At 68.0% G+C, this 12,643-nt stretch carries 10 protein-coding genes and 1 pseudogene; 8 read left to right on the forward strand and 3 right to left on the reverse strand.

Translation table 11 applies throughout. From position 1 onward, the window contains the following. The 3 genes from mycP (AO501_RS05770) to eccA form a co-directional block, all read left to right on the forward strand. Window positions 1-1,082, forward strand: a 1,082-nt coding sequence (mycP, locus tag AO501_RS05770) for a type VII secretion-associated serine protease mycosin (RefSeq protein WP_055576812.1), incomplete at its 5' end; no start/stop codon positions are given. Continuing rightward, window positions 1,079-2,617 (forward strand): type VII secretion protein EccE, encoded by a 1,539-nt coding sequence (eccE, locus tag AO501_RS05775; protein ID WP_055576813.1) that lies wholly within the window; start codon window positions 1,079-1,081, stop codon window positions 2,615-2,617. The genes mycP (AO501_RS05770) and eccE (AO501_RS05775), both read left to right, overlap by 4 nt. Further along, complete coding sequence (gene eccA, locus AO501_RS05780) at window positions 2,614-4,455, forward strand: type VII secretion AAA-ATPase EccA (protein ID WP_055576814.1); 1,842 nt, start codon at window positions 2,614-2,616, stop codon at window positions 4,453-4,455. The genes eccE (AO501_RS05775) and eccA overlap by 4 nt, the downstream gene beginning before the upstream one ends. A 2-nt stretch (window positions 4,456-4,457) precedes the next feature. Here the strand turns inward: eccA and AO501_RS05785 are convergent, their stop codons facing one another. The 3 genes from AO501_RS05785 to AO501_RS05795 all read right to left on the reverse strand — a co-directional run bounded on the left by AO501_RS05785 (window position 4,458) and on the right by AO501_RS05795 (window position 6,632). Then, on the reverse strand, window positions 4,458-5,633 hold the full coding sequence (locus tag AO501_RS05785; protein ID WP_055576815.1) for a thiolase family protein: 1,176 nt from the start codon (window positions 5,631-5,633) through the stop codon (window positions 4,458-4,460). Window positions 5,634-5,743: 110 nt separating this feature from the next. After that, window positions 5,744-6,052: a hypothetical protein gene (locus tag AO501_RS05790; protein WP_055576816.1), complete on the reverse strand. Its 309-nt coding sequence runs from the start codon at window positions 6,050-6,052 to the stop codon at window positions 5,744-5,746. Between the two features lie 166 nt (window positions 6,053-6,218). After that, window positions 6,219-6,632, reverse strand: coding sequence for a hypothetical protein (locus AO501_RS05795; RefSeq protein WP_156452335.1), 414 nt, complete (start codon window positions 6,630-6,632; stop codon window positions 6,219-6,221). Window positions 6,633-6,959: 327 nt separating this feature from the next. Here AO501_RS05795 and mycP (AO501_RS05800) point away from each other — a divergent pair, with 327 nt between their 5' ends. The 5 genes and pseudogenes from mycP (AO501_RS05800) to AO501_RS38805 form a co-directional block, all read left to right on the forward strand. Next, the gene (gene mycP, locus AO501_RS05800; protein WP_055576818.1) at window positions 6,960-8,315 is read left to right on the forward strand and encodes a type VII secretion-associated serine protease mycosin; all 1,356 of its coding nucleotides are present in this window, start codon (window positions 6,960-6,962) and stop codon (window positions 8,313-8,315) included. Beyond that, window positions 8,312-9,709 (forward strand): type VII secretion protein EccE, encoded by a 1,398-nt coding sequence (eccE, locus tag AO501_RS05805; protein WP_055576819.1) that lies wholly within the window; start codon window positions 8,312-8,314, stop codon window positions 9,707-9,709. Before mycP (AO501_RS05800) ends, eccE (AO501_RS05805) begins: the two co-directional genes overlap by 4 nt. 79 nt (window positions 9,710-9,788) lie before the next feature. Then, window positions 9,789-11,180 carry a PPE domain-containing protein gene (locus AO501_RS05810; RefSeq protein WP_055576820.1) on the forward strand — a complete coding sequence of 464 codons (1,392 nt, stop codon included), beginning with the start codon at window positions 9,789-9,791 and terminating at the stop codon, window positions 11,178-11,180. Window positions 11,181-11,185: 5 nt separating this feature from the next. Next, window positions 11,186-11,524, forward strand: coding sequence for a YbaB/EbfC family nucleoid-associated protein (locus tag AO501_RS05815; RefSeq protein ID WP_055576821.1), 339 nt, complete (start codon window positions 11,186-11,188; stop codon window positions 11,522-11,524). A gap of 218 nt (window positions 11,525-11,742) precedes the next feature. After that, window positions 11,743-12,643, forward strand: a pseudogene (locus AO501_RS38805) (secretion protein EspK); the annotation flags it as partial.

The raw sequence follows: 12,643 nt of genomic DNA on the forward strand, positions 1-12,643 counted from the left end.
CCACCCCCGTCACCGTCACCGAAACCAGACCGGCACCTCCGCCGCCGCCTGGTGATGAACCGTCCAATGGGCCAGGGGAACCCGGCGCCGGAAGCGCCGACATCCCCGAGGTGCCCGGCCCACCGCCGGGGTCACCCGATGGCGTCATGGGCGTCGCACCGCACGCGGTGATCATCTCCATCCGCCAGTCGTCGCGGGCCTACGAGCCGGTCAATCCCGGACCGGGTGACATGGAGGTCCGCAAGAAGGCGGGTTCCATCGCAACACTGGCCAGCGGCATCGTGCACGCCGCCAACATGGGCGCCAAAGTCATCAACATCAGCGTGACGTCGTGCGTGCCGGCCGCTGACCCGTTGGACCAGGCCGCCATCGGCGCCGCGGTGTGGTACGCGGCCACCGTCAAGGACGCGGTGATCGTCGCTGCTGCCGGCAATGACAGTGAAGACGGCTGCGCCCAGAACCCTTCCTTCGATCCGCTGAACACCTCCGACCCCCGGGACTGGCATCAGGTCAAGACCGTTTCGTCGCCGTCGTGGTTCGCTGACTACGTGCTGTCGGTGGGTGCGGTCGACAACACCGGCGCCGTGATCTCCAAGAGCCTGGCCGGTCCCTGGGTGGCCGCGGCCGCGCCCGGTGTCGGCATCATGGGGTTGTCGCCGCAGACCGGCGGGCCGGTCAACGCCTACCCCCCGATCCGGCCCGGCGAGAAGAACATGCCGATCTGGGGCACCAGCTTCTCCGCCGCCTACGTCAGCGGCGTCGCGGCTCTGGTCCGGGCGAAGTATCCGGGGTTGTCCGCCCACCAGATCATCAATCGCATCGTCCAGACAGCACACAATCCGCCTCGCGGAGTCGACAACCAGGTCGGCTACGGGGTGGTCGATCCGGTGGCTGCGTTGACTTTCGATGTCCCGCCGGGGGACCGGCTCCCACCCACCGCGCACAGCCGGATCATCACGCCGGCGGCGCCGCCGCCCCCGCCGGATCACCGCGCCCGCAACGTCGCGTTGATGTTCGCGGCAATCGTCATGGCCGGTGTGGGTGCAGCCGCCCTGATCTCGAGGGCGCGGCGGCGACGATGACGCACGGCGTTCGGCTGACCGTCATCGTCGGCACGTACCTGATCGCCATGGTCGGATGGTTGGCCGGCGGTCACCTCGGCGCCGCAACGGGTTTGGTGATGGGCCTGGCCGTTGCCGTCATACCGTGGCGGGGCCAGACGGCTTGGTCGTGGCTGACCCTGTGGCTGCGGCGCAGCCGTCCGATCGGGTTGACCGAACCGCACACCGTGGCCAACGACCGGGCCGGCGGGGGAGTGCGCTTTCAAGGCGGCATCTCGGTTGCCGTTGTGCAGCTGCTGGGTAGGGCGCACACGCCGACCCTGTTCACCGGCTCGACCTCGACCCACACCGAGAACGCCTTCGACGTAAGCGATTTGATGCCGTTACTACGGCAGGTCCTGGGCTTGCAGGTGGCATCGCTCAGCGTCGTCAGCACCGGCGCCCGGCGGCGAGCCACCGGCGACTATCCCCGCGTGTACGACACGCTGATCGGGACCCCGCCCTACGCCGGTCAACGCGAAACATGGGTGGTCGTCCGTATAGCGGCGCTCGCCAACGCCGAGGCGCTGAGGCGGAGAGCCTCGGTGGGCACGGCAACGCTGGCGGCGGCGCAACGGATCAGCGCAGCGATGCGCCAGCGCGGAATCCGCGCCAAGGTCGCAACCGCCACCGACATCGTCGAGCTGGAGCGTCGGCTGGGTGCGTCGGCGCTGGATGTGTTGAATCGTCGCTGGGGTTCGGTGCGGGGGGAAGGCGGCTGGCTGACCACCTACTGGTACCGGCCGGCGGATATCACCACCGAGAACCTGGCGCAGGCCTGGGCGACCCGCGCCGACGGAATCACCCAGAACATCACGCTGTTCGGCGACGGAAGCATCACCGCTACGGTCACCGTCCGCAGTGCGCAACCGCCGACGGCCGCGCCGGCCATGCTGTTGCAGACGCTGCCGGGCGAGCAGTCGGCGGCGCTGGCGGCCAACCTGTGCGGCCCGTTGCCGCGGCTGCGCGGAATCCGGCGCAGCCGGTTGACCGATCCCCTTGTCATCCCGATCGGGCCGTCCGGAGTCCTGCTGGGCAAGGTGGACGGCGGCAACAGGATGATGCTGCCCTTCGACGATCCCGGCGAGTTCAGCCGGGTACACATCGCCGCTGATGATGCGCTGGCCAAGCGCATCGTGGTAAGGCTGGCCGGAGCGGGCGAACGGGTCACCGTGCACACTCGAGACACCAAGCGGTGGGCCAGCGTTCGAATGCCGGACATCGCCGTCACCGATCTGCCCAAGCCGATGGCCGGGACCACGATCAGTGTCGTCGACGGTACCGTAACTCCCGCGCCCCGCCCCAATACGGTCGTGTCCGTTGGGAAGCCGGACGTCGCGTACCACGGCTCGGCGAATGTGGTGGTCACCCAGACCGGTCCCGCCACGGTCTCGGTGGTGGCGGCGGGCAGGGTGTACACCGTCGACGTCGAACTGTTCCGTGCCGAGAATCGTTACGTGTCAACCGAACCTGTAAGCCTTCGCAGCGGCGAGCTGACCGCGGCGGACTCACCATGACGGGCGCCACCATGACCGCCGCTGCGCGGAAGCGGTTCGACCAGGGCATGACTTTGCTGGACCGGGATCCCGCGGCGGCCGGGGCGCGATTCCGTGAGGCAACCGAGATCGATCCGTCGATGGCGGATGCCTGGCTCGGCCGCATCGCCGCGGGTGATGAATCGTTGCCGACCGTCCAGCAACTGTACAAATACGGCACCCGACTGCACCGGGAGACCAACCGGCTCGGACTGCGCCTGGCGGCCCCCATCAAAGCGGGCCCCTACCTGTCGATTTCGGTGACCGAGGCATCGCATGCCGGGCTCGCGTTGGCGAGCGCGCTGATCGATGCGGGCCGGTATGCCGAAGCCGATATGTTGCTGCGCGATCCCGCGCTGTTGGACACCTGGGAAAACCACCAGTGGCAGCAGTACATCGACGCCTACCTGATGTTCGCGACCCAACGGTGGCCGGACGCCGTCGCCGTAGCGGCAAGGGTTCTACCGCCGCAGGCCATCATCATGTCGGCGGTCACGGCGGCAACGTGCGCGCTGGCGGCGCATGCCGCGGCCCACCTGGGGCAGGCGCGTGTCGCGATCAGTTGGACCGATCGGGTCGAGGTGCATACGCCGGCCACCGCAGCGCGCCGAACCCGAAACGAGAACGCGATCACCGCAATCGATTCCGGCGACTACCCCTTGATCGCAGCCGATCTGGCGTACGTGCGTGGGATGGCGCATCGCCAACTCGGCGAGGAATCGCAGGCGCACGAGTGGCTGTCCAGGGCAACGATCAACGGTGCGCTGATGGTCTCCGCCCAGCAGGCGCTGGCCGACTCCGGCCTGCAGCTCCTGATCACCGATGAGGAGACCATCGGCACCCGCACGGACAGATGGGATGTGAAAACCCAGCGGTCTGTGCAGCAGCGCACCGATGCCGAACACGAGGAGCGGCGCAACCAACTGTTGCAGGAGGGCCGCGCTCTGCTCGACAACCAGGTCGGGTTGGCCGAGGTCAAGCGTGCGGTCGCCGAACTGGAGGACCAGATCGAGGTTCGGGCGCTACGGCTGGCTGCCGGACTGCCGGTGGCCAACCAAACCAATCACATGTTGTTGGTCGGCCCACCGGGCACCGGAAAGACCACGACCGCCGAAGCGCTGGGCAAGATCTACGCGGGCCTGGGTATCGTCCGTCATCCCGAAATCGTGGAAGTGAAACGGGCCGACTTCTGCGGCGAGCACATCGGCGCGTCCGGCCCGAAAACCAATGAGCTGATTGACCGTTCGCTGGGCCGGGTGCTGTTCATGGACGAGTTCTACTCACTGGTGGAGCGACACCAGGATGGGCGGCCGGACATGATCGGCATGGAGGCGGTCAACCAGTTGCTGGTGGCACTGGAGGTGCACCGGTTCGACTTCTGCTTCATCGGCGCCGGGTATGAGAAGGAAGTCGACGAATTCCTCACGGTGAACCCCGGTTTGGCCGGACGGTTCAACCGCAAGCTGCGATTCGAGTCGTATACGCCCGACGAGCTGGTGGAAATCGCGATGCGCTATGGCAATCCGAGAGCAACCGTGATCGAACCGAGCGCCGCCGAGGTGCTGAACGCGGCGTGTGCGACCCTGCGTTCCTATTGTGCGCCGGACGGCACGCACGGGGTCGACCTCATGCAGAACGGACGGTTCTCCCGCAACGTCGTGGAACGTGCTGAGCGGCTGCGGGATTCACGCGTAGCTGCTCAACACCGCAGCGCCAAGGGGTCGGTCACGGTCGAAGACCTGCAGACCCTGCGCACCCAGGATGTGATCACCGCCGTGCGTGAGGCCTGCGCGGAGAAGCACGTGCCGATCGAGCTGTAGGGCTATACCTCGACGACGACCGCCCCGCCCTGGCCGCCGCCGGCGCACATCGCCGCAACCCCGATGCCGCCGCCGCGGCGCATCAGCTCGTAGGTCAGCGTGGTCACCATCCGCGCGCCGGAGGCCGCGATCGGGTGGCCGAGGCTGCAGCCGCTGCCGAAGAAGTTCACCTTCTCCTCGTCGATGCCGTACTCCCGGCACGCGGCGATCGGCACCGAGGCGAACGCCTCGTTGATCTCCCACAGCGCCACGTCGTCGACCGAGAGACCGGCGCGCTGCAGCACCTTGCCGATCACCTTGACCGCGCCGAGCCCGCAGTCGCGCGGCGCCACGCCGGCGGCGGCCCAGGCGCGCACCTTGCCCATCACGTGCAAGCCTTCGGCGGCGGCATAGTCGGCGTCGACCAACGCCACCGCGGCGGCGGCGTCGTTGGTGCCGCTGCTGTTGCCGGCCGTGATGGAGAAGCCCTCGATCTCCGGGTGCAGCACCTTCAGCCCGGCCAGCTTTTCCACCGTGGTGTCGCGGCGGGGATGCTCGTCGACGGCGAACTCGGTGACCGACCCGTCGAACTGGGTGACCTTCAGCGGCAAGATCTCGTCGGCGAACTTGCCGGCGTCCTGGGCCGCGACGGCGCGCTGGTGCGAGCGGGCGGCCCAGGCGTCCATCTCCTCGCGGGTGATTCCGACCGACTGCGCGGTGTTCCATCCGACGGTGATGGACATGTCCTTGGCGGGGGCGTCCGGCGTCTCCACGTGCGTGGGCGGCATCCACCGCTCCTCGAACTTCAGCTCGGGACCGGGAATGCGCCAGTTGGTCAGCGGCGTCATCGACAGCGACTGCACGCCCCCGGCGATCAACACCCGCTCCATCCCCGACCCGATCTGCGCGGCGGCATTGCCGATGGCGGTCAGGCTGCCCGCACAGTGCCGGTTCACCGACTGCCCGGGCACGTGCTCCAGGCCCGTGGCGGTGGCGGCGTAGCGCGCCAGATCACCGCCGCCGTAATGAGATTCGGCGAAGATGATGTCGTCGATGGCCGACGGGTCCACCCCCGAGCGGCGCACCACCTCGGGCAGCACCGCGGTGATCAGCGTCTCGGGCGGGGTGTTGACGAGGGTGCCCTTGAAGGAGCGGCCGATCGCCGTCCGGACGGCGCCAACGATTACGGGTGTGGCCATCTTCTAACCTCGTACTCTCTACCGGGGGAATCAGGCCCTATCGTAGCAAGTACCGTATTTACAATAGTAACCGCAGGTGTAACGCCTGCGTGGGGCGGTCAGAGGCACCCTCACTGCCGCTGCGGCGGCACCCACCCCCTCCTCATTCGGATGATGACGACTACCAGCAGGACGCCGAAGGCGGTCACCACAATGCCGAACCCGAGCAGCCCCCAGCCCGTGGAATTGTTCTCGCCACGCTGCTCATCGACAGACCGGGTGGTGCTGTGGCCGGTCGAGCGGTTGAGTTCAACGCACGTGTCGGCGGAATGCATGGTGCTCGAACCGCATTGCGGCGTCTCGCGGGTCAGTGAGGTGATACCGCCGTACACCATGAACAGCCCGAAGAAGATGACGGCAGCAGCGAGAAGCTTGGCCATGGATTCCTCCCCGTAACGGCGCCGCGCGCCAGGCGACCAGACAGCGCGCCCTTCGATTATCGCGCAGCGGCGACCGGTAATAGACAGGAGATGTCTGGCATCTGCCTCAATTCGCTAACGCTTTGACGGACAACCCGATTGGCGGTGTGCAGGTGGGCCGGAGCGATCACCGCGGCGGTGGATAGCGCGGCGGAGGGTAGTACGGCTGGCCGCCGAGAGGCGGCGGATACTGCGGCGGGTACTGCGGTGACGCGCCGGGCGGCGGGTAACTCACCGGACCGCTCGGAGGCATGGCAACCGGCGCCGCCGGGCGGCTCACGGCGGCCCTGATCCCCAGCCCGATACCCGCGATGGTCACCACGGAACCGACTCCGAGCACCACCCATCCCATCGTGTGGTCGAGGTTGCGCTGCTCTTCGTAGGTCCGCGTACCGCGTTTCGGCTTATTGCAAATATCGCCGCTCTGCATGACCTTGTCGTCGCATTTCACGACGGTCTCGAAGGCGAAAAAGGCACCGAAGACCATCATCCCCAGCCCGACGACGAGGATCATTACCGCCCCCAAGATCCTGTTACTCATGGGCACCTCTCCGCAGAATCGTCGAGCCTCAGTCACGGTCGGCACCTTGATACTGCGCGTGCAGGCCGGGCATGTCCACCGCTGTCCTTGAACCCGTTGTGGCACGGACGCTTTGGCTGCTCGCGGGTATCAAATGCAGAGGACAACGCCAGATAGCTGCGTGGCCGACCACTCGAGGCGCGTTGTGCGCCCCCCAGTACTACGGAGCATTACGTCCCGTCCGTATAACAACCCGGCCCGAATAGCGCCGTTTACGCTCCCGTTACGTCTAAACTGCTGCCAAGGTTTGACACACCGCACGAACTCAATGGACGGAGTGATTCGGGGGTGCACCGGATCTTGCTGATGGCGGTGGCGCTGGCCGTCGCAACGGCACCGTTCACGGCGCCGCCGGCACTCGCAATCACTCCGCCGCCGATCGATCCCGGAGCCCTGCCGCCGGATGTCACCGGTCCCGATCAACCCACCGAACAACGCGTCCAATGTTCGGGCCCGACGGTGCTGCCGGATTCGACCTTCCATGACCCGCCGTGGAGCAACTCCTACATCGGCGTCGCCGAGGCGCACAAGTTCGCCACCGGCGCCGGCGTGACGGTCGCGGTCATCGACACCGGCGTCAACGCCTCCCCCCGCGTTCCGGCCGAGCCCGGCGGCGATTTCGTCGATCAGGCCGGCAACGGCCTGTCCGACTGCGATGCCCACGGCACCCTCACCGCGGCCATCATCGGGGGCCGCCCCGCCCCCACCGACGGCTACGTCGGCGTCGCCCCCGACGCCCGGCTGATCTCGCTGCGCCAGACCTCCGAAGCCTTCGAACCCGTTGGCACCCAACCGAACCCGAACGATCCGAACGCCACACCGGCCGCCGGTTCGATCCGCAGCCTGGCCCGGGCGGTGGTGCACGCCGCCAACCTCGGCGCCAACGTCATCAACATCAGCGAGGCCGCCTGCTACAAGGTGACCAAACCGATCGACGAGGCGAGCCTGGGCGCCGCCATCGACTACGCCGTCAACGTCAAGAACGCGGTGGTTGTCGCCGCGGCCGGCAACACCGGTGGTGACTGTGCGCAGAACCCCCTTCCCGACGCGGCAAACCCCGGCGATCCCCGCGGCTGGAACAAGGTGCAGACCGTGGTCACGCCCGCCTGGTACGGCGGGGCGGTGATCACCGTCGGCGGCATCGGCCAGACAGGCGTCCCCAGTAGCTTCTCCATGCACGGGCCGTGGGTGGATGTGGCGGCGCCCGCGGAGAACATCGAATCGCTCGGTGACCGCGGGGACCCGGTGAACGCCCTGCAGGGCAAGGAAGGGCCGGTGCCGATCGCCGGCACGTCGTTCGCCGCGGCCTACGTCTCGGGGGTGGCAGCCCTGGTTCGCCAGCGGTTTCCCGAACTGACGGCCCCCCAGGTCGTGCAGCGCATCGAGGCCACCGCTCGACACCCCGGCGGCGGCGTCGACGACCTGGTGGGCTCGGGGGCCGTCAACGCGCTCGCCGCATTGACGTGGGACATCGCACCCGGGCGGGCCACCATTCCGTACGACGTACGCCGCATGCCGCCGCCGGTGATGGCGCCCGCCCCCGACCGGGTGCCGATCACGGTGGTCACCCTCGCGATCGGCGGCCTGCTGCTGGCCCTCGGGTTCGGCTCGCTGGCGGCGCGCGCGTTGAGGCGCCGTCGATGACCAACCCGATCCGGCTGAAATTCAGCACCGGGCACACCCTGGTGCTCGCGGTGCTGGCGCCGGCGGCCATCCTGTGGTTCCTGCCGACCCAGTACTGGTGGGCCGGCATCGCGCTGGCGGCGGCGGGGGCCATCGTCGCGTTCGTCACCTTCTTCGGACGGCGGCTGACCGGCTGGGTGGCAACGGTTTTCGCGTGGCTGCGCCGCCGCCGCAAACCGCCGGACATCCCGTCCGAACCCGTGGTCGGCGCGACCGTGAAGCCCGGTGATCACGTCGCGGTGCGCTGGCGACGCGGCCACCTGATCGCCGTCATCGAGCTCAAACCGCGACCGTTCACCCCTACGGTGATCGTCGAGGGCAAGGCGCACACCGACGACGTGCTGGACACCCGGCTGCTGGAACATCTGCTCGAAGTGCACTGCCCCGACCTGGAGGCCGACATCGTCTCGGCCGGCTTCCGGGTCGGCAGATCCGCCAGCCCGGACGTGGTGAACCTCTACCAGCAAGTGATCGGCGCCGACCCGGCACCGGCGCACCGCCGGACCTGGATCATGCTGCGCGCCGACCCCGAACTGACCCGCAAGTCCGCGCAGCGGCGCGACGAGGGCGTCGCCGGGCTGGCCCGCTACCTGGTCGCCTCGGCCACCCGCATTGCGGACAACCTGGCCAGCCACGGTGTGGACGCGGTGTGCGGGCGCAGCTTCGACGACTACGACCACGCCATCGACATCGGCTTCGAGAGCTTCCTGCGGGAGAAGTGGTCGGTGATCAAAGGCCGCGACTCCTACACCGCGGCGTACACCGCACCGGGCGGGCCGGACCTGTGGTGGTCGGCGCGCGCGGACCGCACCATCACCCGGGTGCGGATCAGGCCCGGGATGCCGCCGCAGGCCACCGTGCTACTCACCACCGCCGGTAAGCCGAAGACCCCGCGGGGCTTCTCCCGCCTGTACGGCGGGCAGCGGCCCGCCCTGACCGGACAGAACCTGATCGCCGACCGGCACTGCCAGATCCCGATCGGATCGGCCGGCGTGCTGATCGGCGAGACCGTGAACCGCTGTCCGGTCTACCTGCCGTTCGACGACGTCGACGCCAGCCTCAACCTGGGTGACGCCCAGACCTTCACCCAGTTCGTGGTGCGCGCGGCCGCCGCGGGCGCCCACGTCACGATGGGCACGCATTTCGAAGAGTTCGCCCGGCTGATCGGCGCGCAGGTCGGTCAGGTGGCCAAGGTGACATGGCCGAGCGCGACGACGTACCTCGGCCCGCACGCTGGGGTGGAGAAGGTCGTGCTGCGGCACAACATGGTCAGCACGCCGCGCCACCACAAGTTGCCGATCCGTCGCGTCTCGCCACCGGAGGAAAGCCGTTACCAACTGGCCTTGCCGAAGTAGCCGGTCTCGCCAATTTTGGTGCAGGGACCCCGAAATTTAGCGACGATAATGGTTAGAGCATTAAGGAGGAAGATCCGATATGACTCAGCCGCAGACCGTCACGGTGGACCAGCAGGAGATTTTGTCGCGGGCCGACGAGGTCGAGGCGCCGATGGCCACCCCACCCAACGATGCGGCCGCGGCTCCGTGCGGACTCACCGCCGCCAAGAACGCCGCCCAGCAACTCGCGTTGTCGGCCGAGAACATGCGTGACTTTCTGACCGCCGGACACCGGGAGCGGGCGCGCCTGGCCACGTCGCTGCGCAATGCCGCCAAGGCGTACGGCGACGTCGACGAAGAGGGCGGGCAGGCGCTGAACAGCGACGGCGGCGAGGTGGCCGGCGAAACCGCCGGTGCCGAAAGCGGCGACAGCTCGGCCGGTCTGCAGGACACCGCTCAGGTGGCGGGCGCCGGAGACGACGGGTTCACCGATCTCAAAGCCGCGGCAACGAAACTCGAGTCGGGCGACCAGGGCGCGTCGCTGGCCGCCTTCGCCGACGGCTGGAACCAGCTCAGCTTCGCTCTGCAGGGCGACACCAAGCGATTCCGCATCTTCGAGAACTGGACCGGTGAGGCGGCCACGGCGTGCGAGGCATCCCTGGATCAGCAACGCGAGTGGATCACCCACATGGCCAAGCTCGCGACATCGCTGGCCAAGCAGGGGCAGTACATCGCGCAGCTGCAGGTCTGGGCCCGGCGTTCGCATCCGACGCTGGCCGACATCACGAAACTCGAAGAGCTGTCCAAGGATCCGGCCTACAAAGACCAGGCCATCAAGCTCTACGCGGAGTACCAGTCCAAGTCCGAAGAGGTGCTCAACGAGTACAACACCAAGGCGCAACTGGAAGCGGTGAACCCGCCCAAACCGCCGGCCGCCATCAAGATCGACCCGCCCCCTCCGGCGCAGACACCGGGCCTGATTCCGACCCAGGTGATGCAGGCGGCGTCCATGGCCGGCGGTGGCTCGGGCTCCGGTATGCAGGCCCCGATGATTCCGCCCACCGGCGGCGGTGCCGGGGGAGGCATGCCGTCCGGCGCGAGCGCCGACCTGGCCTCCGTTCGCGAGGCTGCCGCCAGTCTGGGGAAAGAGCCTGGCATGAAACCGATGTCGCTCGGCGGTGGCGGAGGTGGCGGCGGTATGCCCGCGATGCCGCTGGCGCCGGCGGCCGGTGCCGGCATGGAAGCCGGCGAATCGGTGCGACCCGCCGGCGCGGGTGACCTCGGCGGCGTCGGTCAGGGTGCTGCCGCTGGTCGCGGCAGTGCCGGCGGAGGCGGCATGGGCATGCCGATGGGTGGCCATGGCCAGGGCGGCGGCGGATCGAAATCCAAAGGCGCACAACAGGATGACGAGGCGCTCTACACCGAGGACAGGGCGTGGACCGAGGCTGTTATCGGTCAGCGCCGCCGGCAGGACATGAAGGAGTCGAAGTGACGAACATGGACATGGAACCGCATGTCGCCGCGGCACTGGCCTTGGCAGCGCGGTTCCAGCAGGCCCTCGAAGGCACGCTCAACCAGATGAACAACGGCAACTTCCGCGGCGAGGACGAGGCCGAGACCGTCGAGGTGACCATCAACGGGCACCAGTGGCTGACCGGCGTGCGCATCAACGAGGGCCTGATCAAGGAGCTGGGCGCCGAGGTCGTGGGTGCGCGGATCAACGAGGCCCTGCAGAACGCGCAGCAGGCGGCGATGCAGTACAACTCGGCCGCCGGCGAGCAGCTCACTGCGGCCCTGGAGGCTATGACGAAGGCCGCCGGCAACAACCACGGCTGAAAAGCTCGTCGAACGTGCGTGTCGGTACAACGACACGCCGCCGGTAGTGACATTTCGCGCACGTTCGCGCCGGACTAATTGCTCAATTCGCGCTGCCGTTTACTGACACTGCGAGGCCGAAATTGCCGCAGCCAGCACGCTTTAACCTCGGTTAGGCTTGGTATTCAGATACTTGACCGGCAGCTGTGAGACCCGCTGCCGTTGGAGGAGAGAAGGCAATGGGCATTCCACGACCGACCGGCGAATATGCCGGTCAGATGCTGGAGGGCGGCTGGCCCGAGGCCGATGAGGACGCCTTCTACGACCGTGCCCAAGCCTTCAACGGAATGCTGCAGAAGGTCACCGACGTCATCGACGCCGCCCGCCACCAGCAGGTGGAGGTCTTCCACGGCGGTGTCTGGTCCGGCGGCGCCGCGAGTGCGGCCAATGGCGCACTCGGCACGAATCTCACCGAAATGAGCACGCTGCAGGACTATCTGGCCACCGTCATCACCTGGCACGAGCACATCGCCAATTTGATTGCGCAAGCGAAATCGGAAATCGGAAATAACGTCGACGGCGCGCACCGGGAAATCACCATCCTGGAAAACGACACCGAACTGGAGCCCGAGGAGCGGCAGAACGCGATCAATTCGCTGGTCCGCTCGGCCCAACAGGCCAATGCCAGCCTGATCGCCGAAGCCGCCGAACAGGTGCTGGAATCCAAGAATTGGAAACCGCCGCACAATGCGCTGCAGGATCTGCTGAACCGGGTGACCCCGCCGACCCCCGAGGTACCCACGCTGGTGGTGCCGACCCCGGGCACGCCGACGCCCGTCGGCCCGGCGCCGACGCCGTTCGAACCGGTGCCGGCGAACCCGTACAACCCGCTCGACCCCGGCACACCGGTCACCCCGGTGACCCCCAGGCCATTCGAGCCGGTGCCGGCCAACCCGTACGACCCGCTGAACCCGGTGACCCCGGGGACGCCGGTCAACCCGACCAACCCCATCACGCCCGTCCCGCCGCTCAACCCGTCCGTACCGGTGACACCGGTCAATCCAGGGACCCCGGGAACCCCCGTCAGCCCGGTCACGCCGGTCAAGCCGAAGCCCGACGACAAACCGGCCAAGCCCGTCA

This window comes from Mycobacterium gordonae (genome assembly GCF_001417955.2).
GTDB lineage: Bacteria > Actinomycetota > Actinomycetes > Mycobacteriales > Mycobacteriaceae > Mycobacterium > Mycobacterium gordonae_B.

Excerpts from the sequence above, each read along its gene's own strand:
- eccE (WP_055576813.1), top strand. The coding sequence starts at position 1,079 with ATGACGCACGGCGTTCGGCTGACCGTCATCGTCGGCACGTACCTGATC.
- eccA (WP_055576814.1), top strand. The coding sequence starts at position 2,614 with ATGACGGGCGCCACCATGACCGCCGCTGCGCGGAAGCGGTTCGACCAG.
- AO501_RS05785 (WP_055576815.1), bottom strand. The coding sequence starts at position 5,633 with ATGGCCACACCCGTAATCGTTGGCGCCGTCCGGACGGCGATCGGCCGC.
- AO501_RS05790 (WP_055576816.1), bottom strand. The coding sequence starts at position 6,052 with ATGGCCAAGCTTCTCGCTGCTGCCGTCATCTTCTTCGGGCTGTTCATG.
- AO501_RS05795 (WP_156452335.1), bottom strand. The coding sequence starts at position 6,632 with ATGAGTAACAGGATCTTGGGGGCGGTAATGATCCTCGTCGTCGGGCTG.
- eccE (WP_055576819.1), top strand. The coding sequence starts at position 8,312 with ATGACCAACCCGATCCGGCTGAAATTCAGCACCGGGCACACCCTGGTG.
- AO501_RS05810 (WP_055576820.1), top strand. The coding sequence starts at position 9,789 with ATGACTCAGCCGCAGACCGTCACGGTGGACCAGCAGGAGATTTTGTCG.
- AO501_RS05815 (WP_055576821.1), top strand. The coding sequence starts at position 11,186 with ATGGACATGGAACCGCATGTCGCCGCGGCACTGGCCTTGGCAGCGCGG.